Annotated in this window: 24 protein-coding genes; 17 read left to right on the top strand and 7 right to left on the bottom strand. The window is 60.8% G+C overall.

What is annotated here, in order from left to right; translation table 11 throughout:
* Positions 1 to 188: 188 nt before the first annotated feature.
* From BHV64_RS07495 to rsxA, 8 genes are all read left to right on the top strand, one after another.
* Positions 189 to 1,769, top strand: coding sequence for an NAD+ synthase (locus tag BHV64_RS07495; RefSeq protein WP_015546718.1), 1,581 nt, complete (start codon positions 189 to 191; stop codon positions 1,767 to 1,769).
* Between the two features lie 3 nt (positions 1,770 to 1,772).
* On the top strand, positions 1,773 to 2,192 hold the full coding sequence (locus BHV64_RS07490) for a SoxR reducing system RseC family protein (protein ID WP_022061817.1): 420 nt from the start codon (positions 1,773 to 1,775) through the stop codon (positions 2,190 to 2,192).
* Positions 2,192 to 3,091 carry a Fe-S cluster domain-containing protein gene (locus tag BHV64_RS07485; RefSeq protein ID WP_015546719.1) on the top strand — a complete coding sequence of 300 codons (900 nt, stop codon included), beginning with the start codon at positions 2,192 to 2,194 and terminating at the stop codon, positions 3,089 to 3,091. The genes BHV64_RS07490 and BHV64_RS07485 overlap by 1 nt, the downstream gene beginning before the upstream one ends.
* A gap of 198 nt (positions 3,092 to 3,289) precedes the next feature.
* Positions 3,290 to 4,636 carry an electron transport complex subunit RsxC gene (rsxC, locus tag BHV64_RS07480; protein WP_288115698.1) on the top strand — a complete coding sequence of 449 codons (1,347 nt, stop codon included), beginning with the start codon at positions 3,290 to 3,292 and terminating at the stop codon, positions 4,634 to 4,636.
* 19 nt (positions 4,637 to 4,655) lie between these two features.
* Positions 4,656 to 5,684 (top strand): RnfABCDGE type electron transport complex subunit D, encoded by a 1,029-nt coding sequence (locus BHV64_RS07475; RefSeq protein WP_015546721.1) that lies wholly within the window; start codon positions 4,656 to 4,658, stop codon positions 5,682 to 5,684.
* 14 nt (positions 5,685 to 5,698) lie between these two features.
* Positions 5,699 to 6,361 carry an RnfABCDGE type electron transport complex subunit G gene (locus tag BHV64_RS07470; protein WP_022061819.1) on the top strand — a complete coding sequence of 221 codons (663 nt, stop codon included), beginning with the start codon at positions 5,699 to 5,701 and terminating at the stop codon, positions 6,359 to 6,361.
* Positions 6,354 to 6,938: an RnfABCDGE type electron transport complex subunit E gene (locus BHV64_RS07465; RefSeq protein ID WP_015546723.1), complete on the top strand. Its 585-nt coding sequence runs from the start codon at positions 6,354 to 6,356 to the stop codon at positions 6,936 to 6,938. Before BHV64_RS07470 ends, BHV64_RS07465 begins: the two co-directional genes overlap by 8 nt.
* Positions 6,939 to 6,940: 2 nt before the next feature.
* On the top strand, positions 6,941 to 7,519 hold the full coding sequence (gene rsxA / locus BHV64_RS07460) for an electron transport complex subunit RsxA (RefSeq protein WP_015546724.1): 579 nt from the start codon (positions 6,941 to 6,943) through the stop codon (positions 7,517 to 7,519).
* A gap of 213 nt (positions 7,520 to 7,732) precedes the next feature.
* On the opposite strand, the gene BHV64_RS07455 is transcribed toward rsxA, so the two are convergent.
* Genes BHV64_RS07455 through BHV64_RS07445 form a run of 3 tightly spaced genes read right to left on the bottom strand, consistent with a single transcriptional unit; the run spans position 7,733 to position 10,535 of the window.
* Positions 7,733 to 8,284 carry a hypothetical protein gene (locus BHV64_RS07455; RefSeq protein WP_195636502.1) on the bottom strand — a complete coding sequence of 184 codons (552 nt, stop codon included), beginning with the start codon at positions 8,282 to 8,284 and terminating at the stop codon, positions 7,733 to 7,735.
* Between the two features lie 6 nt (positions 8,285 to 8,290).
* Positions 8,291 to 9,604, bottom strand: a complete 1,314-nt coding sequence (locus tag BHV64_RS07450; RefSeq protein ID WP_015546744.1) for a hypothetical protein — start codon at positions 9,602 to 9,604, stop codon at positions 8,291 to 8,293.
* Between the two features lie 13 nt (positions 9,605 to 9,617).
* Positions 9,618 to 10,535 carry a S1 RNA-binding domain protein gene (locus tag BHV64_RS07445; protein ID WP_015546745.1) on the bottom strand — a complete coding sequence of 306 codons (918 nt, stop codon included), beginning with the start codon at positions 10,533 to 10,535 and terminating at the stop codon, positions 9,618 to 9,620.
* Here BHV64_RS07445 and BHV64_RS07440 point away from each other — a divergent pair.
* The 4 genes from BHV64_RS07440 to BHV64_RS07425 all read left to right on the top strand — a co-directional run bounded on the left by BHV64_RS07440 (position 10,534) and on the right by BHV64_RS07425 (position 13,081).
* Positions 10,534 to 11,307 carry a hypothetical protein gene (locus BHV64_RS07440; protein ID WP_217727563.1) on the top strand — a complete coding sequence of 258 codons (774 nt, stop codon included), beginning with the start codon at positions 10,534 to 10,536 and terminating at the stop codon, positions 11,305 to 11,307. The two genes, BHV64_RS07445 and BHV64_RS07440, sit on opposite strands and share 2 nt — an antisense overlap.
* A 166-nt stretch (positions 11,308 to 11,473) precedes the next feature.
* Positions 11,474 to 12,016 carry a hypoxanthine phosphoribosyltransferase gene (gene hpt / locus BHV64_RS07435; protein WP_015546747.1) on the top strand — a complete coding sequence of 181 codons (543 nt, stop codon included), beginning with the start codon at positions 11,474 to 11,476 and terminating at the stop codon, positions 12,014 to 12,016.
* Positions 12,016 to 12,651: a 7-carboxy-7-deazaguanine synthase QueE gene (locus BHV64_RS07430; RefSeq protein ID WP_217727564.1), complete on the top strand. Its 636-nt coding sequence runs from the start codon at positions 12,016 to 12,018 to the stop codon at positions 12,649 to 12,651. Before hpt ends, BHV64_RS07430 begins: the two co-directional genes overlap by 1 nt.
* A 154-nt stretch (positions 12,652 to 12,805) precedes the next feature.
* On the top strand, positions 12,806 to 13,081 hold the full coding sequence (locus tag BHV64_RS07425) for a septum formation initiator family protein (RefSeq protein ID WP_022061836.1): 276 nt from the start codon (positions 12,806 to 12,808) through the stop codon (positions 13,079 to 13,081).
* Between the two features lie 112 nt (positions 13,082 to 13,193).
* On the opposite strand, the gene thiL is transcribed toward BHV64_RS07425, so the two are convergent.
* Positions 13,194 to 14,132, bottom strand: coding sequence for a thiamine-phosphate kinase (thiL, locus tag BHV64_RS07420; protein ID WP_149887023.1), 939 nt, complete (start codon positions 14,130 to 14,132; stop codon positions 13,194 to 13,196).
* Positions 14,133 to 14,235: 103 nt separating this feature from the next.
* On the opposite strand from thiL, the gene aroQ reads away from it, so the two are divergent.
* The 5 genes from aroQ (at position 14,236) to BHV64_RS07395 (ending at position 19,922) form a co-directional block, all read left to right on the top strand.
* Entirely contained in the window at positions 14,236 to 14,664 is a 429-nt protein-coding gene (gene aroQ / locus BHV64_RS07415) for a type II 3-dehydroquinate dehydratase (RefSeq protein WP_118406628.1), read from the top strand.
* 150 nt (positions 14,665 to 14,814) lie between these two features.
* Positions 14,815 to 16,290 carry a pyruvate kinase gene (gene pyk / locus BHV64_RS07410; protein WP_015546752.1) on the top strand — a complete coding sequence of 492 codons (1,476 nt, stop codon included), beginning with the start codon at positions 14,815 to 14,817 and terminating at the stop codon, positions 16,288 to 16,290.
* Between the two features lie 4 nt (positions 16,291 to 16,294).
* Positions 16,295 to 17,740: a lipopolysaccharide biosynthesis protein gene (locus BHV64_RS07405; protein ID WP_022061839.1), complete on the top strand. Its 1,446-nt coding sequence runs from the start codon at positions 16,295 to 16,297 to the stop codon at positions 17,738 to 17,740.
* A gap of 25 nt (positions 17,741 to 17,765) precedes the next feature.
* The gene (locus BHV64_RS07400; protein WP_288115697.1) at positions 17,766 to 18,875 is read left to right on the top strand and encodes an AraC family transcriptional regulator; all 1,110 of its coding nucleotides are present in this window, start codon (positions 17,766 to 17,768) and stop codon (positions 18,873 to 18,875) included.
* A gap of 102 nt (positions 18,876 to 18,977) precedes the next feature.
* Entirely contained in the window at positions 18,978 to 19,922 is a 945-nt protein-coding gene (locus BHV64_RS07395; protein ID WP_288115696.1) for a leucine-rich repeat domain-containing protein, read from the top strand.
* Positions 19,923 to 20,028: 106 nt separating this feature from the next.
* Here the strand turns inward: BHV64_RS07395 and buk are convergent, their stop codons facing one another.
* The 3 genes from buk to BHV64_RS07380 form a co-directional block, all read right to left on the bottom strand.
* Positions 20,029 to 21,096 (bottom strand): butyrate kinase, encoded by a 1,068-nt coding sequence (gene buk, locus BHV64_RS07390; protein ID WP_195579823.1) that lies wholly within the window; start codon positions 21,094 to 21,096, stop codon positions 20,029 to 20,031.
* 136 nt (positions 21,097 to 21,232) lie between these two features.
* Positions 21,233 to 22,141: a phosphate acyltransferase gene (locus BHV64_RS07385; RefSeq protein ID WP_015546756.1), complete on the bottom strand. Its 909-nt coding sequence runs from the start codon at positions 22,139 to 22,141 to the stop codon at positions 21,233 to 21,235.
* Between the two features lie 161 nt (positions 22,142 to 22,302).
* Positions 22,303 to 23,505, bottom strand: coding sequence for an acetate/propionate family kinase (locus tag BHV64_RS07380; protein ID WP_015546757.1), 1,203 nt, complete (start codon positions 23,503 to 23,505; stop codon positions 22,303 to 22,305).
* Between the last annotated feature and the right edge of the window lie 105 nt (positions 23,506 to 23,610).

The raw sequence follows: 23,610 nt of genomic DNA, 5'->3' as shown, positions 1-23,610 counted from the left end.
GCTCGCATCAAATATGTGTTCAAAAGTTTTGAATGGTCATATCATACTGACAGACACCAGTATTACAACGATTTTAGCACCCGAAATGACCTATACGCCGTTAATTTATTAACATCGAAAATCTTTCCGACTTTTGCAAATAATCCTTAACTTTGCAAAGTTGTAATTTCCGGACTTAAATTATTCGCATGAAAATAGCCATAGCTCAGCTGAATTACACGATCGGAGACGTGGACGGCAATGCCTCGAAGATCATCGACTCCATTCACAAGGCGAAAGCGCAGCATGCCGACCTGGTGATTTTCGCCGAACAGGCCGTGAGCGGAACCCCCGCCTTCGACCTGCTGCGCAAGACGACCTTTCTCGAACTCTGCGAGGACGCTCTGGTCGAAATAGCCTCGTGCTGCGACGGCATCGCCGCCATCGTCGGTCTTCCGATCCTCACGGCGGACGGCACGATCAGCGCCGCGGCGCTGATCCAGGATCGCAAGGTGCTGCGCTACATCGGCAAGAAATACATCACGGCGCGCCGTGAAATGGGTTTCCTGGTCCCTTCGAAAGGCTATGAATACGCCACGATCAAGGGCCATAAGTGCGCGATCATCGTGGGCGACGATTTGAGCCGCGAGCGCGACTTCGACCAGTCGGTCGAAACGGTCATCTCGATCAACGCCCGCAAATACGGCAAGGGAACCATGACCTACCGTTACGAGATGATGCGCAACCTGGCTTTCGTCGAGAGCAAGAATCTCGTGCTGGTCAATCAGGTGGGCGGTTCGACCGACATCGTCTACGACGGCACGTCGGGCGCGCTGAACAGCCGCGGCGAACTGGTGCTGATGATGAAGAATTTCGAGGAGGATTTCCAGATTTTCGATACGAAGGCGTCCGCCCGGCCGATCACGATCCCCTCGACCTACAACGACCGCACGCGTCTGGTCTACGAGGCGGCACGCTGCGGACTGCGGGACTTCTTCCGCAAGAACGGCTACCGGAAGGCTTCGATCGGCCTTTCGGGCGGCATCGACTCGGCCGTGGTGGCCTCGATCGCCGCCGATGCGCTGGGGGCGGAGAATGTCCGCGCGCTGCTGATGCCCTCGCCCTTCTCGTCCCTCGAGTCGGTGGAGGACGCCAAGGAGCTGGCGCGCAACCTCGGCATCGAATACAACGTCATTCCGATCTCGGAAATCTATACCAGCGTGGTGAACACCCTCAAGCCGGTCATCGGCGGCACGGAGTTCGACGCCACGGAGGAGAATATCCAGACGCGTATCCGCACGGTGCTGCTGATGGCCCTCCAGAACAAGACGGACTACATCCTGCTGAACTCCTCGAACAAGAGCGAGAACGCACTGGGGCTCTGCACCCTGTACGGCGACACGGCAGGCGCTTTCAGCCCCACGGGCGACCTTTACAAGAGCGAAATGTACGACGTGGCACGCTATATCAACCGGACGCAGGGCAACCCGATTCCCGAAAGCATCCTGACCAAGGAACCTTCGTCGGAACTGCATCCCGGACAGAAGGACAGCGACATTCTGCCGCCCTACGAGGTGGTGGACGCCATCCTGTTCCGCATGATCGAGGAGGGGCAGCACCGCGAGGAGATCGTCAACGCGGGCTTCGACTCGGAGGTGGTGGAGAAAATTCACGGCATGATCATGCGCAACGAGAAGAAACGCTACCAGTTTCCGCCCGTGCTGCGGCTCTCGTCGTGCACGTTCGGACATGAGCGGCTGATGCCCCTCACCAACAAATACGGAGATTAGGGCGTGGCGGATTTGATCGAACACTGCGGCGTGGTGGAACGCACGGAGCGCGACACGGTCTATGTGAGGATCACCTCCCGGAGCGCCTGCGGAACCTGCAAGGCCCGCCAGGCGTGCGGCCTGGCCGAGGCGCAGGACAAGATCGTCGCCGTGGCGACCCCCGAGGCCGGGCAGTATGCCGCCGGCAGGGAGGTGATGGTCGGCGTGCGGCGGAGTGCCGGCGTACGCGCCGTCGTGCTGGCCTATGTCGGTGCGCTGGCCGTCCTGCTGGCCGTTCTGGTCGGGACGATCGCCGTCGCCGGATGGAGCGAAGGTGCGGGCGCCCTCGCCGCTATTGCGGGCGTGGGCGTTTATTATTTCGCGCTGTGGCTCTTCCGGCGGAAAATCGAACACACAATTCAATTTACAATAACAAAAATCTGATGGAAGTATTACTTTACACGATCCTGACGCTGTGTGCGCTGGGAGTGTTCTCGGCGGTAATCCTCTATTTCGTGGCCCGGAAATTCCGGGTCGAGGAGGACCCGCGGATCGACGAGGTGGAGAAGATGCTCCCCGGGGCCAACTGCGGCGGCTGCGGATTCGCAGGATGCCGGGGCATGGCCGACGCGCTCGTGAAGCGCGACGACATCTCGGCGCTCTTCTGCCCCGTGGGCGGCGGCGACTGTATGAAAGCCGTGGCTGCATACCTCGGAAAGGCCGCTGCCGAAAAGCAGCCCGAAGTGGCGACCGTCCGCTGCGGCGGCACGTGCGAGAAGCGTCCCCGCACCAACGAGTACAACGGGGCCAAGTCGTGTGCCGTGGCTTCGTCGCTCTATGTGGGCGAGACGGGCTGCGCGTTCGGCTGTCTGGGCTTCGGCGACTGCGTCGCGGTCTGCGCCTTCGACGCCATTCACATCAACCCGGAAACGGGACTTCCGGAGGTCGACGCCGACAAGTGCACGGCCTGCGGCGCCTGCGTGAAGGCGTGTCCGAAAATGATCATCGAACTGCGGAAGAAATGGCCCAAGAACCGTGCGGTGTACGTGTCGTGCGTGTCGAAGGACAAGGGCGCCGTGGTGATGAAGGCCTGCAAGGCCGGATGTATCGGCTGCGGCAAGTGTGTGAAAGTATGCGCCTTCGATGCCATCACCGTGGAGAACAACCTCGCCTACATCGACCCGCAGAAGTGCAAGCTGTGCCGCAAGTGTGTGAACGAATGTCCTACGGGAGCCATCCGGCTCGTCGGCATGGACCCGCTGCCCAAAGCCCCGAAGGCTCCGGCAACACCGGCAACACCCGCCGCTCCGAAGGCCGGGGCTGCGCCGAAAGTTGAAAACTGAAAGAGACGAGTTGAGACTTTTCCATCCGCATTCCGGTTGACAATCCGGTCGCGGGCGATAAGTTCCCGTCAAGGCGGGGATTTAGAGGTGGGTCAAATGTATAAACGCGGCGTTGCGCCGCGATCACGACCTGCGGATAAGGAAAAACGACACAGGTTTTTCGAAGCAGAAGCATAAAAATAGAACCTTACTATATCTATGAGAACATTTCCAATGGGCGGAGTCCATCCGTCGGAAAATAAGTTGAGCTGCGCCAAACCGATCGAGGTGCTGCCGCTGCCCGATGTGGTGACGATTCCCCTCGCACAGCACATCGGCGCCCCGGCGGTGGCCAAGGTCGCCAAAGGCGATCGGGTGCTCACGGGCCAGCTCATCGCCGAAGCCGGCAGTTTCATGTCGGCGAACATCCACTCCCCGATTTCGGGTACGGTGACGGCTGTCGATATGGTCGTCAACGGCCAGGGCCTGCGCCAGATGATGATCACCATCAAGCGCGAGGGCGACGACTGGGCCGAGGGCATCGACCGTTCGGACGCGCTGGTGAAGGTCTGCCCCTTCTCGGCGCAGGAGATCATCGCCAAGATCAAGGACGCCGGCATCGTCGGCATGGGCGGAGCGACGTTCCCCACGCACGTGAAACTCTCGGTTCCTCCCGGAAAGAAGGCCGAGTGCGTCATCATCAACGGCGTGGAGTGCGAACCCTATCTTACGTCGGACCACCGCACGATGCTGGAGCACGGCGAGGAACTGGTCGTCGGCGTCACGATTCTGATGAAGGCCGTGGGCGTCGGGAAAGCCTATATCGGCATCGAGAACAACAAACCCGACGCGATCGCGCATCTGACGAAGATCGCCGCCGGATACAAGGGCATCGAGGTCGTACCCCTGAAGGTGATGTACCCGCAGGGGGGTGAGAAGCAGCTGATCGCAGCCGTCATGGGCCGTCAGGTTCCGCCTCCGCCCGCGCTGCCGATCGACGTGGGGGCCGTGGTGTGCAACGCCTCGACGACCGTTGCCGTCTATCAGGCCGTGCTGAAGAACAAACCGCTGATCGAGCGGGTGGTGACCGTCACGGGCAAGAGCGTGAAGGAGCCGAAGAACCTGCTGACCCGCATGGGTACGCCGATCTCGGCGCTGATCGAGGCCGCGGGCGGCCTTCCCGGGGATGCGGGCAAGGTGATCAACGGCGGTCCGATGATGGGCCGGGCGATGGTGAACCTCGACTCGCCCGTGACGAAGGGCTGCTCGGGCATCACCGTCATGTCGGGCCGCGACGCACAGCGCCGCGAGGCGACGCAGTGCATCAAGTGCGCCAAGTGCGTCTCCGCCTGTCCGATGGGACTGGAACCCTATTACCTCTCGAAGATGACCCAGAAGAAGGGCTGGGACGAACTGGAAGCGCTGATGATCACCTCGTGCATCGAGTGCGGCTGCTGCCAGTCGACGTGTCCGGCCTATCTGCCGCTGCTGGACTGGGTGCGCCTCGGCAAGCAGACCGTGATGGGCCTGATCCGCGCACGCGCAGCGGCTGCACCTAAAAAGTAAATGAAAAAACAGTATAGATATGGCTAATAAACTCATTGTGGCTCCCGCACCCCACGTGCAGACGGCCCAGTCGACGACCCGGATCATGCGCGACGTCGTGATCGCGCTGATGCCCGCGCTGGTCGTGTCGACGGTGGTCTTCGGACTGGACGTGCTGCGCGTTACGGCCCTTTCCGTGGTGTCGTGCGTGGTGATCGAGTACCTGATTCAGAAATTCATGGTCCGCGGTGCGACTACCGTCGGCAACTGGTCGGCCGTGGTGACGGGCGTGCTGCTTGCCTTCAACCTCCCGGCGTCGATTCCCTGGTGGATCGTCGTGATGGGCGCCTTCGTGGCCATCGCCGTCGCCAAAATGACCTTCGGCGGCCTGGGCAAGAACCCCTTCAACCCCGCGCTGGTGGGACGCGTGTTCCTGCTGATCGCCTATCCGGTGCAGATGACCACCTGGCCGCTGCCCGTGAACGGCTCGTTCGACGTTCTGTCGGGCGCCACGCCGCTGGCGGCCGTGAAGCAGGGGCTGGCGGGTCCCGGCGCCATCGGCGTGCAGGAGATGCTGCTGGGCAACATCCCCGGTTCGCTGGGCGAGGTGGCCGCTGCGGCCTTGCTGTGCGGATTCGTCTACCTGCTGTGGCGGCGCGTGATCACGTGGCACATTCCCGTGACGGTGCTCGCGACGATGGCTGTGTTCGCCGGGGTGGTTGCGATGTGCTCCGTGTCGTTCGACGCGCTTCCGCAGGCTGCCGACGGAACCTGTTCGGCCGGTTATAAACTGGGATACCTCTTCGGGACTGCGTGGAGGGCCGGTATATTCCATGTCCTTGCGGGCGGCGCGATGTTAGGTGCGATCTTCATGGCCACGGACTATTCGACCTCGCCGATGACCGTTCGGGGCGGCGTGATCTTCGCCGTGGGAATCGGACTGATCACCATGTGCATCCGTCTGTGGGGCGCTTATCCCGAGGGCATGTCGTTTGCGATCCTGATTATGAACGCCTGCGTGCCCCTGATCAACAAATATGTCAAACCCAAGCGCTTCGGCGTGAAATAAGAGGAGGTGACAGCATGAAAAGTACACTTTTGAACATGACGGCCGTCCTCTTCGGCATCACCCTCGTGGCTTCGGCCGGAGTGGGCTTCGTCAATATGATTACCGTGGAGCCGATCGCGGCGGCCAAGGAAGCCGCGACGCTGGCGGCCCTGAACGAGGTGCTCCCGGCGTTCGACGCCACGACGACCGAGGAGCTGACCATCGACGACATGCCGATCACGGTTTACACGGCGACGGCCGGGGGCAGCGTGAGCGGTTATGCCGTGCAGTCGATGACTAAGCAGGGCTTCGGCGGCGTGGTGCGCCTGATGGTGGGCTTCACGCCCGAGGGCGAAGTAGTGAACGTCAACGTGTTGGAGCAGACCGAGACTCCGGGTCTCGGTACCAAGATGGCCGACGAGGGCAACGTCCTGCTTGCGAGCGTCAAGGGCCGGAAACTCGAATCGAAGAAGCTCGTCGACGGCAAGCTGGCCGTGACGAAGGATGGCGGCGACGTCGATGCGCTGACCGCCGCAACGATCTCGTCGCGCGCCTATGTCGACGCGATCAACCGCGCGTGGATGGCTTACAAGAGCGTGGCGACGGGCGAAGCCCCGACCGACACGGCGTCCGGAGCGACGGCCGCCGCCGGACAAACCAACGAGCCTGCGGCTCAGGAAGGAGGTCAAAATGAATAAACTGCAAATTATATCGAGCGGCATCGTCAAGAACAACCCGACGTTCGTGCTGGTGCTGGGCATGTGCCCCACGCTGGGTACGACGACTTCGGCCGAAAACGGCATGGGCATGGGGCTGGCGACGATGGCCGTGCTGATCATGTCGAACCTTGTGATTTCGCTGATCAAGAACATCATTCCCGACAAGGTCCGCATCCCGGCGTTCATCGTCGTGATCGCCTCGTTCGTGACGATCATCCAGATGCTGATGCAGGCCTATGTGCCGGCGCTGTACGGCGCGCTGGGCGTCTTCATCCCGCTGATCGTGGTGAACTGCATCATCCTCGGCCGCGCCGAGGCCTTCGCTTCGAAGAACTCCCCGCTGGATTCGATCCTCGACGGCGTGGGCATCGGCCTGGGCTTCACGCTGGCGCTGACTGTGATCGGCGCCGTGCGCGAGATCCTGGGCAGCGGCGCCATCTTCGGCGTCAACCTCGGCTTTGCGGACGTTGCGCCGCTGATCTTCGTGCTGGCCCCGGGGGCATTCCTGGTGCTGGGCTATCTGATGGTATTGTTTAACAAATTAGCCAAGAAATAGTTATGGAGCTTTCCTATTTTGCAATCATCATCGGCGCCATCTTCGTCAACAACGTCGTGCTGGCGCAGTTCCTCGGCATCTGCCCCTTTCTGGGCGTGTCGTCGAAAGTCGAGACTTCGCTGGGCATGGGAGCTGCCGTAACCTTCGTGATGGCCATTGCGGCCGTCGTGGCGTGGCTGATTCAGACCTATGTGCTCGTGCCGCTGGACATCGTCTATATGCAGACGATCGTCTTCATCCTCGTGATTGCGGCCCTCGTGCAGATGGTCGAGATCATGCTCAAGAAGCTCTCGCCGTCGCTCTATCAGGCGTTGGGCATCTTCCTGCCCCTGATCACCACCAACTGCGCCGTGCTGGGCGTCGCGATCCTGATGATCCAGAAGGAGTTCAACCTGTTGCAGAGCGTCACTTATTCGGTGGCCACGGCCCTCGGTTTCGCCCTCGCGCTGGTGCTCTTCGCAGGTATCCGCGAGCGTCTCGATTTCGAGGACGTGCCCAAGGCGTTCAAGGGCATTCCCATCGCGCTGATCACGGCCGGGATTCTGGCCATGGCGTTTATGGGATTCTCCGGTCTGGTTTGATTTCCGATTTGTAAGCGGCTATTTCCGCACATCCCTCGAACGGGGCGAATGGAATGTACTTGAGGTACTATCCATGCGCCCCGTTCTTCACGATATACGGAACTCTCCGGCTTAAAATCAAAAATCTGTTTCACGATGCACGGCATCTGTCCCGCATTGTTTGGAAAACGGGTTCGGAACCGGTGCGCATGCCGCCCCCGGTTGCAGCCGGATTCAGTTGAATTCGATGAGGAGATGCGTCGCCCAGAAAGGATCGGGGACTTGGCCCGGCAGGGGAAGGGGAGGGGCGAGTTCCCCGGGAAAGAGCGTGCGCAGGGCATACCCGGCCTCCCCGGTGCGTTCGAGGATCAGTTGGCAGGCTCCGGTGGAGATCGTGCGGGAGGTGCGGACCGTGCGGACAGGGCATCCGTTGCGCAGGATGTTGCGAACAGCAGCCCGCTCGGCGGGCGTCAGCTCCGCGTCTGCCGCCAGTCCGCTCGTTCCGACGGGTGCGTCGTAGCGGAACGACAGGCGCACCCGGCCGTCGGTTCCGGGGTGCAGGGCGGTGAAAGATTCGGGGAAATCCCGTTGCAGCCGTGCGACGGCTTCCTGCGGAGAAAGGGCGAAAGTGCGGAGGAATTTGGACCCGGGCATGCGTAGCTGGCCGTCGATCGCCTCGTCGGTAAATCCCGCCCGGCGCAGGCTGTCGCGCAGGGCTTCGTCCGCCGTTTCGAAATGGGTCAGGACGTGAAAAAGCGTTTCGGGCGAATAGGATATTCGTTCCATCTCCGATCAGGATTTGTTGCGCCGGTAATGCCAGACGGAGATGCTTGTGATCACGATTGCGGAGAGCAGGAGCGCGGCGAAAATCCGGAACGGGGTCGTGCCGCTTTCCCAGCCGAAATAATCCTTGACCAGCGACGCGCCGTCGTAGGTCGCCGAGCAGACGGTCAGCATCGTCAGGAAGAGGATAAGGCCCGCCAGCCGCCGCTCCGAGTTCTTTTCGAGGCGTTCGGCCTCCTGTTCGAGGTGGCGGTGCAGTTGTTCGCGCTCGGTGGCGATGTCCAGCCCGGTGTCGATGGCCCGGTAGATGAGCTGCGGCAGGAAGTTGTAGGAGATATTCGAGAAGGCGTACCAATGCTCCTGCTCCTTCATTTTGTGGAGCAGCCGGATGGACTTCCGGTCGTTGGCGGCCGAGCGGAATTGCCGGTTGACGACGAAGAGCAGCGTCTTCTGGTAAAGCGCATGGATGTAGATCAGCCGGAAATAGCTGTTGGGCCATACCCACATCTGTGCGGCCGTGCGGCCTTTTGCAACCACAGTGAAACTGTCGACCAGCGCCAGCGCTTTCCAGTTGCGGAATGCCGAAATCGTGTGGGTGCGGATGATCCGGTCGTAATATTCCTGGGAGGGGGAATATTCGTGTTTGTGGTCGGCGACGCAGCCGACGGGGCTCAAGGTTCCCAGTTCGAAGAGCAGTTCGTCCGAGAAGTCGTCCAAAATGAAGATCTGGAAACATTTCAGCTTGTTGCCGGTGAGGGTCAGGCCGGAGAAACGTCCCTGACGCGGGGATTCGGCCGACGGCCGGGGAGGGCACAGCCGCAGGATCTCTTCCAGCAGGGCGAGGTACTCCGGGGCGTCGATCTGCGATTTCAGAATCCCCTGCTCTGCGATCTCATAGCAGGAGGTCTCGCGCAGAATGCCGTGTGCGGCGATCAGCGTGTCGAGCGTCGTTTCAGGCTCTTCGGCGATCTCCATGGCGAAAAGGCAGATGTCGTAGGGGAAGAAGAAGAGGTGGAACCGGCACAGTCTGAAGGCGTATTCCGCGGCGGGGAGCTTTGGGTGGCGCAGCGTGCAGAGCCGGTCGGTTTCCAGGGTCAGGTGCGCCGTGTCGGCATAGACCGCCCCCGAGGTCTGTCCGTCGACCTGCATGAGCGAATCAATGAAACTCTCGTAATAGATGCTGCTGAGCCGTTCGTAGGCCTCGCGGGTCAGGGGTTTTTCCGCCTGCCACCGCTTGTCGGCGGCCTGCACTTCGGAGGCCCGTCCGACGGCGGCGAGGTGGCTGCAGAAAAAGGTATGCGCGTAATGCAGTTTGTTATCCATGGATCGTTGTGGGTTAAAGCAGGGTTACTCGGACGAAGGGATGGCGCCGCTTCGGGTCCCCGGGGTTTTCGATGCGGACGACCGTCACCTCGGATATGGTTGTGCCGGGCTGCGGGATAAACTGGCCGACGCCCGTGAAGAAAAGTTTCATGTCGGCCTTGGAGATCGTGGCTTCGATCCCGGTGTCCCCGAGCAGGACGACGACGCTCTCGTCCGAGGAGCGCCGCACCGTGGCCGGATAACCGCTCCCGACGCCGGGCGTGTGTTTGAGGAAGGGATCGCCGACGGTCTGTCTGTGGCCCAGCAGCAGGCCGCCTTCCGCGGGCGAGAGGTGCAGTATCCGGCATGAAACCTTCTCGCCGCGCTTCCAGACGCCGTGCCACTGGTCGCAGTACTGCCACATGATCTCGGAGCAGTGGAGGAAGCCGACGGCTCCGCCGCAGCGCATCAGGTAGCCGCCTGCGGTCGTCCCCAGCACCGTGCAGGGGAGCGTGTCGCCGGTCTCGCAGGTCAGCAGCGGGTTGGGGGTCAGCGCGCAGGCGTTGAGCGTCGTGTACTTTGTCTTGCCGATGATCTCTTCACCTGTGATGACGGCGTTGATCCGGTCGCCCGGCTGGCACGGCACGTCGGTCGGGCGGTTCCAGTAGAACTCCGAGGACCGGATCGCCGCGTCGTAGAGCCTGCCCCGTTTGGGGAACGTGCAGAACACATGGTGCGCCGTGGCCTTGACTACGGTGCACTGCACGCGGGAGCCGACGGCCAGATCGTTGTTGGTCGTGGGCGTGAGTGAGAATGTGATCTGCCGCTTCGTGAAACGGATGGCGGAAACGTAAACCGTTATGTTCGCATCGCTCCGGATGTTCATGGCCTTGATCTGCGCTTCGCTGACCGGAAGCGTTCCGACGAGTCCGTTGACCCGGACGAGGCACATGCTGGAGATGGTAGGAAACGATCAGGAGATGGCCGATATGTATTTCGAGATGCTGTTCAGCGAGGGAACGAACGTCGTGTCGCAGTTGTCGCTCAAATATGGCAGCGACAACCGGGTGACCGCCGTTCAGCAGGGCGAGGGCGCAGACGCTGCCGACTGGTACACGTTCTCTTTCGACGGAGACAAGGTTTCGGCCCTGAACAAGATGTACGAAGACGGCGAATCCGGTATCCGGGCATTCTCCTGGGTGCTCAACGGCGGAAAAGTAGAGAGCAGCAACGTCGACTTCATGCGAACCGTCAGCGGCGAAGTCGTTTCGAGACCCGCTGATTTCACCTGGACCTATGATGCCGTTAACGGACAGTGCACCGGCGTCGTTTATCAGAGCAACGGCTCCAATTACGTCTCGTTCGATTTTGAGAACGGGAACTATACGGCGGACGGAATGTTCGAATACGGCGATGCCGGCAAGAAGAACAACATCTTCGGCGTCGATGTGGCGAAAGCCATTGCTGGTGTTACCACCTCGCTGGACGACGATCATGCCCTGGCTTGTTTCCTGGGCTATGACGGAAAGGCTTCGCTCAACCTGCCCACTGCGACGATGTTCGACGCCATGTCGGAAGATGATCCCGCCAAGGCGGTAACCTGCACCCAGGACGGCGAGGGTTACGTGACCGTTGCCAAGTGGGGCGGAGTAGGTATGGATATGATGGGTATCGGAGTCAAGGTCACCTCTGAAACGATATTCGAATTTACCTACGCGGAATAGGCGAAAAGCGCCGATTTCGTTTTACGAGCCGCCCGGGCGATCCGGGCGGCTCTTTTCGTCGCCGTGCGGAGTTTGCGCGTTCTGCAATTTATTTTGCCCGAAGACTTCGTTTGTTGCGCGCAAATAGTTACTTTTGCAGGTATAATCCCAAAAATCCCGTAACGAAATGGAGAATACCATACAACTTCACGACAAGAAGTTCAGAATCATGATCCCCGCCGAGCAGATCGACAAGGCCGTGGATGCCGTGGCGCAGCGAATCAATGCCGACTATGCCGGCAAGGAGACCCCGCTGTTCCTGGGCATTCTCAACGGTTCGTTCATGTTCATGTCGGACCTGATCAAGAAAATCGAATTCCAGAACGAACTTTCGTTCGTCAAGCTGGCGTCGTACGACGGGACCTGCTCCACGGGCTGCGTGAAAAGTCTGATCGGCCTGAACAATCCGATCGAGGGCCGTCACGTGATCATCGTCGAGGACATCGTGGACACGGGCGAGTCGATCGAGCACATGATCAAGGAGCTGGAGGCCCGCAACCCGGCGTCGGTCGAGGTCTGTACGCTCTTTTTCAAACCCGGGTCGTACCGCAAGACGCTGCCGATCAAGTACCGCGCCATGGAGATCGGCAACGAGTTCATCGTGGGTTACGGGCTGGACTACGACCAGCTGGGCCGCAGTCTCAAGGATATTTACGTAGTGACGGAGTGATGGCTGCCGCGACCGATCCCGCATGGCTCGACGGCGGGCGAATGCTGCCGTTGGTCGAGGATTTCTACACCATTCAGGGCGAGGGATTCCACGCCGGGAAACCCGCCTATTTCATCCGTCTCGGCGGGTGCGACGTGGGTTGCCGCTGGTGCGACGCCAAGTATACGTGGAACCCGAAACTCTATCCGCCGACCGATGTGCAGACCGTGATCGACCGTGCGACGTCGTGTCCGGCGCAGGCCATCGTCATCACGGGAGGCGAGCCGCTGCTCTATCCGCTGGGCGTGCTCACGGAGACGCTGCGCGAGAGGGGGTTGCAGATTTTTCTGGAGACATCGGGCTCGCACCCTTTCAGCGGTGTTTTCGACTGGGTGTGTCTCTCGCCGAAGCGCCGGCAGCCGCCCCTGGACGAGGCGTTCGAACGGGCCGACGAACTGAAGGTGATCGTCGAGTCGGAGGAGGATTTCGAATGGGCCGAGCGGAATGCCGCCCGCGTAGGCGGAAAGTGCCTGCTGTTCCTCCAGCCCGAGTGGAGCGTCGTCGAAAAGGTCATGCCCGCGATAGTCGAGTACGCCAAGGCGCATCCGCGGTGGAATATCTCCATTCAGACGCACAAATACATGCATATACCGTAAAGAGAAGTAATCGGATGATTTCACGCTTGGTCCGCTGTCGATCGCTGTCGTTGCCGCCTGCGGCGTCAGATGCAAGTCTGACCCCATTCCGGCCCTCCCTCGGGGAGGGAGATGGCGTAGGCTTCGGGCGGTTGGCAATACGATAATTCCTTAAATGAAAATTCAGTTCGGCCGCAGGTTCTGGATCGTCGCAACGGCGGTCATCGTCGTCTTCACGGTGTTCGTCGTGGGGCGCAACGCCCTGCATGCCGTGAAGATCAAGCGGCAGATCAACGCCCTGACACGCGAGCAGAGCTATTATTCGGAGAAGATCGCACAGGACAGCACCCTGCTCGAACGGCTGAAATACGACGATTACCTCGAAGAGTACGCCCGGGAGAATTACCACATGCAGGGGCGCAACGAACACGTGTACATTATCAGGGAATAGGGCTTTCCGATTTCATAGGGCCTCTTTGCGCGTGCTTTCGTGCAGCGCGAACGGGACGTACTTCAATAACCGCCCGGCAAACGGGGGTGGCTTGCAGCCACCCCCGTTTGCATTAATAGTGCTCGAAGCCGTGCCAGTCCAGCGGCTCGGGTTTTCCGTTGCGGAGCCACACGAGGCCCGGTCCGGAAGTGATGCGGCCGATGGGGTGGAGCGGCGTGCCGAAGCGGATGCGGAAATCAGCGGCGAGGCGTTCGGCGGCCTCCGGCGCGGCGGTGAGCAGGAGTTTGTAGTCCTCACCTGAACAGGCGGCCATGCGGATGTCGGCGCCCGGGGCTGCGGGAATCTGCTCGACAGCGACTTCGGCGCCGACGCCCGAGCGGTCGAGGATATGCTTCAGGTCGGAGGCCAGACCATCCGAAAGGTCCATCATGGCGCGCACCTCGGGATGGCTGCCGAGCCAGATGCCTTCGGCGACCTGCGGCTGCGGGTTGCGGTGCACGGCGGCCGCGGGGGTGTCGCAGCGTCCCGCGAGGATGTCCTGCAAGCCTGCTCCCGAGGTTCCGAGTTCCCCGGCGGTGAAGATCACGTCCCCGGGGCGTGCGTCGCTGCGTCGCTTGAGGTGCGCGTCGGCCGCGCGGCCGATGGCCGTGACGTTGATCGTCAGGCCCGACAGCGAGCGGGTCGTGTCGCCCCCGGCGAGCGTCACGCCGAACTCCTCGGACAGTTCCCGGTAGCCGAGCATGAACTCTGCGGCCCACGCATCGGCGGCATCGGCCGGAAGGGCGATCGAGAGCAGCGTCGCCACGGGGCGGGCGCCCATTGCGGCCACGTCGCTCAAGTTTACGGCGAGGGATTTGCGTCCCAACTCGCGGGGCGAGGTCGCCGTGCGGAGAAAATGGACCCCTTCGGTCAGCAGGTCCGCGGTGAAGACCAGCGATTCGCCGCCGCCGACAGACAACACGGAGCAGTCGTCGCCGATGCCCTCGAATCCGTTGTCGGGAAGCGGGGCGAAAAGGGTTTTTATGCTGTCGATGAATCCGAATTCGGTCATGGAAGAGTTGTGTTATGGCGCAAAGTTACCGATTTTTTCGGTGAATTTGATTATCTTTGTCCGGGAATCGCCCGCTTGGGGCGTTAGGTTAATGAATGAAACTATGAAGATATTGATTCTCAACGGACCGAACCTCAATCTTCAGGGGCGGCGCGACACCGGGGTTTACGGATCGCAGACTTTCGAGTCGTATTTCGAAGCGCTGAAAGCGAACTATCCCTCGGTGGAGTTCGGCTACTTCCAGTCGAACATCGAAGGCGAACTGATCGACGCCGTGCAGCAGGCCGACGGCGTTTACGACGGCGTGGTGCTCAATGCCGGCGGGTATACGCATACTTCGGTGGCGCTGCGCGACGCCGTGTCGGCCGTGTCGGTTCCCGTCGTCGAGGTGCACATCTCCTCGATCCTCGCCCGCGAGGAGTTCCGCCACACCTCGCTGCTGGCTCCCGTGGCCGCGGGGTCGATCATGGGGTTCGGCCTGAACTCCTATCGGCTGGGCGTGTACGCGCTGCTGACAGGCGCGGAAAAATAGTTGCGTCGGGGCGGAAGCCCGGCAACGCTGCCTTCAAGTCCTCTCCGGGGAGGGATTCGGGGTGGACAGACTTGTGAACGACGCCAACGGCGGCGGCAACACCGCCCGAGAGCGTATCGAAGGATAATATAAACGTAAAAACATAGCTCTATGTATCGCATGAAAAAAACCAAGATTGTCGCTACGATGTCGGATTTCCGCTGCACCGAAGAGTTCGTAAAACAGCTTTTCGACGCAGGTATGGACGTGGTGCGCGTCAATTCGGCGCACGTCTCCGAGGACGGGGCCACGCATATCGTCGAGACGGTGCACCGGGTGAACCCGGCCATTCCGATTATGATAGATACCAAAGGACCCGAAATCCGCGTCACGACGATCGCCGACGAATACGGCAACAGCATCAATTTCCGCCCGGGGGACCGGGTGGCCGTGCGCGGTTCGGACGGCTCGGACTTCACGACCCGCAAGGTGGTCTACATGAACGTGCCGTCGATCGTGAGCGACATTCCCGTCGGGGCGCGGATGCTGATCGCCGACGGCGAGCTGGAAATCCGCGTCGTGGGCAAGAACGATACGGAGCTGGACTGCGAGTTCGTCGTGGGAGGCGCCATGCGTTCGCGCAAGAGCGTCAACGTGCCGGGCGTGTCGATCGACCTGCCGTCGGTGACCGAAAAGGACCGCCGCTTCATCGAATGGGCCGTGAAGAACGACGTCGATTTCATCGCGCATTCGTTCGTGCGCTCGGCGCGCGACATCCGGGCCGTGCAGGATATTCTCGACGCCCACGGCAGCAACATCAAGATCATCTCGAAAATCGAGAACCAGGAGGGACTGGACAACATCGACGAGATCATCGAGGCTTCCTACGGCATCATGGTCGCCCGCGGCGACCTGGGCGTGGAGCTTCCCGCCGAGGTGATTCCCAACACGCAGCGGCGTATCGTCGAGAAGTGTATCTGCGCCAAGCGTCCCGTGATCATCGCCACGCAGATGCTCTATTCGATGGTCAAGTCCCCGCGTCCGACGCGCGCCGAGGTGAGCGACGTGGCCAGCGCCATTTACGAGCGTGTGGACGCCGTGATGTTGAGCGACGAGACCGCCATGGGCGATTTCCCCGTGCAGTCGGTGGAGACGATGGCCCGCATCGCCCGCGAGATCGAGCGCGACGAGACGCATTTCAAGCCGATGATCGACATGGACATGGTTTCGGTGAACCACGAGATCACCGCGCAGCTGGCCCGTTCGGCCGTGCGCGCCTCGACCAACCTGCCGATCAAATACGTGGTGCTCGACACCAAGACGGGCCGCACGGGCCGTTATCTGGCGGCGTTCCGCGGCCGCAAGACCGTGATGGCCGTCTGCTACCAGCTGCATGCGCAGCGGATTCTGGCCCTGTCGTACGGCGTCGTGCCGATTCTCCGGAATCAGGAACTCTCCGACAGATACCATTTCCTGGTCGATGCGCTGGAGTTCCTCGACCAGTACCGCAAACTCGACGACGGGGACCTGATGGCCATCGTGGGCGGCAGTTTCGGTCCCGACGGCGGTGCGTCGTACGTCGAGATCGCCAACGTGCAGAATATCCGCAAGCGTAACGAGGAGATCGTCGCGCAGCACAACTGTTAGGCTGTTGGGCGGCGAACTCAAAGAGAAAGTCGCGCAGGGCGTGGCGTGGAGCATGGCCGAGAAGATCGGCTCGATGCTCCTCGCAATGGCCGTGCGGCTGGTCATCCTGCGCCTGCTGACGCGCGACATACTGGGCTTCATGTCCATTCCGTCGGCCGTCGTGACGGTGCTGCTGGTGATCGTCGACAGCGGGTTCTCGCAGAGTCTGGTCCGCCACAAAGGGCCTTCGCAGAGCGATTACAAGTCGGTTTTCCTCTTCAACATCGCTGTTTCGGCGGTGCTCTACGGGGTGCTGGTGGCCCTGGCGCCCCTTGCGGCGCGCTGGTACGGCATGCCCGAAATCGCGCGGATCGCCCCGGTTTTCTTCCTGCTGCTGCCGCTCAACGCCCTGTGCGCCGTTCAGAATACGATTTTCATCCGGCAGTTCCGTTTCGCGCTGCTCTCGAAGGTGACCTTCCTTTCGTCGCTGGCGGGCGGGCTTACGGCCATTGCGCTGGCGATGGCCGGGTGGGGCATCTGGAGCCTCGTGGCGGAGCGTGTGATCGCGGTCGGGATGCGGACCGCGCTGCTGTGGTGGTTGAGCGACTGGCGCCCCTGCGGCAAGTGCGGGCTGAAGCCCCTGCGCGAGATGGCGCCGTTCGGGTGCAGTCTGATGGTGACGGACCTGATTTCGAATTTCTATAACAAGATACCCCAGTTTTTTCTCGGAAAACTCTATTCGCCCGCGGTGCTCGGATCGTTCGACCAGGCGGTAAAACTCAAGGACATGCCCGCCGCGACGGGCATTCAGGCCGTGCAGAACGTCACGTTCCCGGCCTTGGCGAAGATCCGCGACGATGCCCCGAAGTTCGCCGAGGGTTACCGGCAGGTGGTGATGGTCGTCTCTTACGTGATGTTTCCGATCATGCTGGGCATGTCGGCCGTGGCCCGCGACATGTTCGCCGTGCTGCTGGGCGAGGAGTGGATGCCGACGGTTCCCTATTTCGAGGCGGTATGTCTGGCAGGACTGTTCTCGCCGATCGCTTTGACGGCTTACAATGTGTTGAAAGCAAGGTGTAAGGGTCCGTTGATCGTGCGTCTCGAAGTGGTGAAGAAGATCATTATGACGGCGATTTTCGCCGTGACGATTCCGCACAGCGTGATGGCCGTGGTCTGGGGGCTGGTGGCCATCGCATTCTGCGAAATGGCGGTCAATTTCCTGGCGACGACGCGCTTCACCTCCCTGACGTTCCGGCGTTTCGTCCGTACGCTGCTGCCCGTGGCGCTGGTGTCGGGGACGATGTACCTCCTCGTGCGGCTCACGGCCGCGGCGATTCCCGGCAACGATCTCGTGCGGCTGCTGGCCGAACTGGCGACGGGCGTGGTCAGCTACCTCGCGCTGTCGGCGCTGTTCCGGCTGGAAGCCTTCCGGGAGGTGACGACCATCGTGCGCAGGCAGCTGAAAAAATAAGGTTTGAAACCCAAGGGCCTCTGATATGTTCCGACAACCCGATTCACTCTATGCCGGAGTGTTGCTTTGTTCGGCGATCATTCTCGCGGTGGTCGGCGGATCTCTTTTTTGGCTGCGTATGCCGGGCGATGAACGCCTGCGCAATTACCGCCTTTCGCGCCGTTTTGTCGGCTGGGCCTACTTTTCGCTCGCTTTCACCGATGTGCTGTGGCTGCTCTTCTTGCGGGAGGAGTATGAGCTGGATTTCACGCGGATTCTGGTGCTGGCCGTCGCTGCGGTGCAGGCCACGATGTTCTCCGGGGCGCTGGTGACGTTGGTCAACTCCCGTTTTCCGCTTGCGCGGGGAGTTCGCCGTCATCTGCTTGCCGTGGCTGCCGGAACGGCGTCGCTGTTCGGCTGCATGTTGTTCTTTCCGCAGGCCTTTCCGGTGCTTTTCCGGCTGACGGCAGCCGCTTATTGTGTGCAGATAGCCCTCTTTGCGCGGACTTTCGTACGCGAATACCGGGTCTGTCGCCGCAAGCTGGACAACTTTTTTTCGGACGGAGAGATGCGCCGTCTGCGATGGGTGGCCATGTCGTTTCTGATGACGGCCTTGATCGGACTGACGGCCGCGGCATGGCTGGTGTCGGGGTTAGGGATGCCTTACCTGTTTGCTTTTACGGGGGTCTACATGGTGTTCTACACCTTCTTCGGAATGAAGTATATCAACTATCCCGCGGAGTTCGGGCGGATCGCTCCCGTGATCGCCGACGATGTGCCGGAGCCTTTGGCCGCCGGGGAGAATATCCGTACGGCGCTCGACGAATGGATCGCCGCGAAAGGGTATGTCCGCCCGGGGCTTTCGCTGGAGTCGCTGGCCCGCGAGGTCGGGTGCAACCGCAGTTACCTGTCGCGGTATGTCAACTCCGAGTTGGGGCTTAACTTCAAATCGTGGATACGCGCCCTGCGCATTGCCGAATCGCAGCGGCTGTTGCTGGAGCATCCCGGGGCTTCGGCCCTCGAGGTGGGCGAGATGGTCGGCATCCACGGGCGCAGTACTTTTTTCGCGCAGTTCTCCGAAGTGACGGGCATGTCGCCCGGCGAATACCGCCGCCGCTATGCCGGCGGAGACCCGATCGCCCCTTTGCAAGAGTGAAAACAACGCCGAGTCCAGAAACCCGGCGTTGTTTTTTAAGTTCCCGGACTCCTCCGCAGCCGTTTTGCGCTACTTTTATCATCGGATTAAAACGAATGCAATATGATGATGAAAGGATTTTTTACGGCCGCATTGGCCGCATTGGCCGTGTCGGCCGCGGTGCTGGCGCTGGCGGGGTGCTCGGACGGCGGCGGGAACAAGGCGTCACCGGTATCCGGCACGGTCGATATGACCCGGATGACCGCCGATGAGGTAAAGACCGCGATCGGAGCCGCACTCGACGCGGGCATCACCGAATTCAAACTGACGGGCGAGTTTGCCAAGATCGGGATTCCCGCTCGGGTCTCCTTTTCCGGCACCCCTCCGGTCGGCAACCCTTTCTACGACTCCGGCGTGGAAAAGATCGACCTGACCGGCGTGACCGACTGGCCGGAAGTGAATGTGAACGGACGGGTGGACGACGATTTCAACTTTCCCCCGGGCGATGTCCGCGGCCTGCCGGCAAGGGCGTTCGACGGACAAAAATATGATAACGGAGCGTTCCATTATGCCTATCCCGCCCTGCGCGAAGTGAGACTGCCCGCCGGAGTGAAAGCGCTCGGCTGTTTGGCATTTTTCGCCTGCCAGGCGTTGAGCTTCGTCTCCTGCGACGGCGTGGAGGAGGTCGGAGTGCAGGCTTTGTCGGGCTGCCCTTCGCTGGAGAGCGTGCAACTGCCCGAGGCGGTTCGGATTTATAACGCAGCTTTCATGGCTTCCGGCCTGACCTCCCTTTCGCTGCCCGAAACGACCCGACTCGGATACAGCGCATTTCAGCACTGCGATGCTCTGACCGAGTTGCGGCTGACCGCTGCCGGCAATATTACCCTGGAGATGAAGGACGGCGCAACTCCTTTCAGCCAGAACTTCGCCAAAGTATGCGATCTTACGCTGAACGCCGACAAGCATTACAGCACCGGCACGGCGGCACCGAAAGCTGCGTCCGCCGACCAATGGGCCACGAACTACTACGGAGATCCGCTTACCTGGAAGAGCATCGCTTTCGAGTGACGCAGGGGTGTTTCGTTATTTTTGCCGCTCCCGTTGCTCCCGCATCTGAACGAACGGGCCGCACCCCGGAAGGATGCGGCCCGTTCGTTTCCCGGAAGAATGCGGGTTATTTGTAGACTTTGGGGGTGATGACGCCCCGGAGCACCACCAGCGCATTGGTGACCAGCGCTTCGAGTTCGTTCTCGCCCGGATAGACCGCGATCGGAGCGATGAACGAGCAGCGTTCGCGGATGTACTCCACGACAGGCTCGTTGTAGGCGATGCCGCCCGTGAGGACGATGGTCTGAACGCTGCCCGAGAGGGCCGCGGCCATGGCTCCGATCTGTTTCACGATGTTGTAGCACATGGCGTCGAGAACCTTTTTGGCCCGCTGGTCGCCCTGCGCGATGCGTTCCATGACCTGAATCACGGAGTTGGTTCCCAGGTAGGCCACCAGCCCGCCTTTGCTCGAAATGAATTTCAGCAGCTCCTCTTTCGTATATTGTCCCGAGAAGCAGACCTTGATCAGTTCGCTCGAGGGGATGCTCCCCGCGCGGTCCGGGGCGAAAGGACCGTCGCCGTCGAGCGCGTTGTTGACATCGACGATACGTCCCTGCTTGTGTGCGGCGACCGAAATGCCGCCGCCCATGTGGGCCACGATCAGATTCGACTCTTCGTACACCCAGCCCATCCGTTCGCAGTGGAGACGCGCCGTGGCCTTCTGGTTCAGGGCGTGGAAGACCGGTTTGCGCGGGCACATCGGCATGCCCGAGATGCGTGCCGCGTCGTCCATCTCGTCGACCACCGGCGGGTCGGCGATGTAGGCCTTGACACCCGCCATGTGGGCGATCTGTGCGGCCAGCAGTCCCCCGAGGTTGCAGGCGTGTTTCATCTGCGCGTTCCGCAGATCGTAGCGCATGCGCGAATTGACTTCGTAGACTCCTGCGGGAATGGGGCGTATCAGTCCGCCGCGGCCGATCACCGCCGAGAGGTTTCTGATGTCGAACGCCTCTTCGCGGAGCGCCGAAAGGATCAGTCCGCGGCGCCAGTCCAGCTGGTCGTTCACGCCGGCGAAGCGGGAGATTTCCTCGGTGGAGTGACGGAGGTTCAATTCCAACAAAGGCCGCTCCTCGTCGTAGAGGGCGACCTTTGTAGACGTTGAGCCGGGATTTATTGCTAAAATTTTGTAGCCCATAAGTTCTCGGTTCGTTTTTAACGTGAGTCCGACGGATTCGCAACGACTGATTGTCGAAGGGTGACTTTCAACCGGGAGGCGTTGTTTCTTTCGTCGGGCTGATTTAAGATTGGGTTAGGTCCGGATGACCGGAATTTTATTTTTTTACCGCCAGGCAGGCCAGCGCTATTGAGAAGAGCTTGGTCTTGCTCGTGTCGCCGCGCGAGGTGAGCACGCACGGAACCTTCGTACCCATGACCATCGCCGCCAGTTCGCCGCCGCAGAGGTGCGAGACCGACTTGAAGAAGACGTTGGCCGATTCGAGGTTGGGGAACAGCAGGCAGTCCGGATCGCCGGCCACCGACGAACCCTTGACCTTTTTGTGCTCGGCGACCTCCTTGTAGAGCGCCACGTCCAGCGACAGCGGACCGTCGACGACGACGTTGCCCAGCTGGCCGCGGTCGGCCATCTTGGCCAGCAGCGCGCCTTCGGTCGAGGAGATCACGTTGGGGAGCAGCTGCTCCGAGGGGGCGATGCAGGCGATTTTCGGCGTTGCTATGCCCAGCAGGTTGGCCGTGCGGGCCAGGTAGCCGATCTGCACCATCTTCTGCTTGAAGTCGGGGAGCGGAATGACCGCCACGTCCGAGATGATCAGCAGTTTGTGGTAGCAGGGCATTTCGACGATCGAAACGTGGCTCAGGACGCCTTTCGGGGGGAACAGTCCGGCCTCCTTGTTGAGGATGCCGCGCATGTATTTGTCGGTCGAGACCAGACCTTTCATCAGAACGTCGGCGTTGCCCGAAACGACCGATGCGACGGCCTGCTGGACGCATTTCACATCGTTGGGTTCGTTGACGATGTTGAAGGCGTTGATGTCGATGCCGTTCTCCTGGCAGACCTGTTTGATAACCTCCTTGTCGCCGAAGAGCGTAGGCTCCACGAGACCCTCCTTATAGGCTTCGTAGACCGCTTCCAGCGTATGCGAATCCTGTCCGTAAGCTACGGCAAGACGTTTTTTACCCCGTTTCCTCGCCTCCTCGACGATTTCGGTAAGATGCTGAATCATGGTGTTGTTACGTTTAAAATTGATATATGCTTTATTGTTTTGCCTCTATGCTGTCGGCTGTCGGCGGTCGTTGCCGCCGCCGGCGTCGTTTGCAAGCCCGACCCCACCCCAAAACCCTCCCTCGGGGAGGGGGCTTATCGCATGCGACCGGAATGCGGACGTTATTTTACCAGATTGTAGGTGTCCGTGGCGATCACCAGCTCCTCGTTGGTGGCGATGGTGGCTACCTTGACTTTCGAATCCGCCGCCGAGAGGATCTTGTTCACGCCGCGCGCGCCCTTGTTGGCCGCAGGGTCGAATTTCACGCCCATGAACTCCAGTCCGGTGCAGACCGCTTCGCGCATTTCGCACGAATTCTCGCCCACGCCGCCCGTGAAGATGATCATGTCGACACCGCCCATTTCGGCGGCGTATTCGCCGATGAACTTCTTGATGCGTCCGTAGTACATATCGCGCGCCAGGATTGCGCGGGGATTGCCCTCGTCGTAGGCGCGGTCGATGTCGCGCATGTCGCTCGAAATGTCCGTGAGGCCCTGCACGCCCGACTTCTTGTTCATCATCGTGTTCAGCTCGGCATAGCTCATACCCTCCTTTTCGCCGATGAACGTGATGGCGCTGGCGTCCACCTGGCCGCAGCGCGTGCCCATCACCAGGCCGTCGAGCGGCGAGAAGCCCATCGAGGTGTCGTAGGACTTGCCGTTGAGAATCGCCGTCACCGAACCGCCGTTGCCGATGTGGCAGGTGATGATCCGCGAGTTGTGGAAATCCAGTCCGGCCAGTTCAGCGCCCACCTTGGCCACATACTTGTGGCTGGTTCCGTGGAAGCCGTACTTGCGCACGCGGTATTTCTCGTAATAGGCGTGGGGCAGGGCGTACATGTAATTCACCGCCGGGATCGACTGGTGGAACGAGGTGTCGAACACCGTGACCTGCTTCACGCCCGGCAGGACCTTTTCGATCGAAAGCACGCCTTCGAGATTGGCGGGGTTGTGCAGCGGGGCGATCTCGAACAGCGAGCGGATCTTCGCCTTGACGTCCTCGGTGACGATGCAGCTCTCGGGGAAGAACTCGCCGCCGTGGGCTACGCGGTGGCCGACGGCCTTCACTTCGTCGAGCGACGCGATCACGCCGTGGGCGGGGTCGGTGAGGGCGTCGAGCACGAGCTTGATGCCGGTCGTGTGGTCGGGAATCGGCTGGTGAAGCTCGAACGGCTCCTTGCCGACGGGTTTATGGGTCAGGTCGCCTTCCGGGAGGCCGATACGTTCCACGATGCCTTTTGCGAGCAGTTTGCTCGACGCGTCCTCCATGTCGATCACCTGATATTTGATCGAAGAGGAGCCGCAGTTTAAAACCAGAATTACCATAACTTCTATTTTAATAAATCAGTTGATAAATATATCAATCTGACAAACAGACTTTTAAGAAGATTTTACAGGGGTTTTAGTAACGATTTGGAGAATGTGCGAAAT

The organism is Alistipes sp. 56_sp_Nov_56_25, assembly GCF_001915285.1.
Taxonomy (GTDB): Bacteria; Bacteroidota; Bacteroidia; order Bacteroidales; family Rikenellaceae; genus Alistipes; species Alistipes shahii.
Note: the sequence above shows the minus strand (reverse complement) of the source record. Positions and strands in the feature narration are given on the sequence as shown.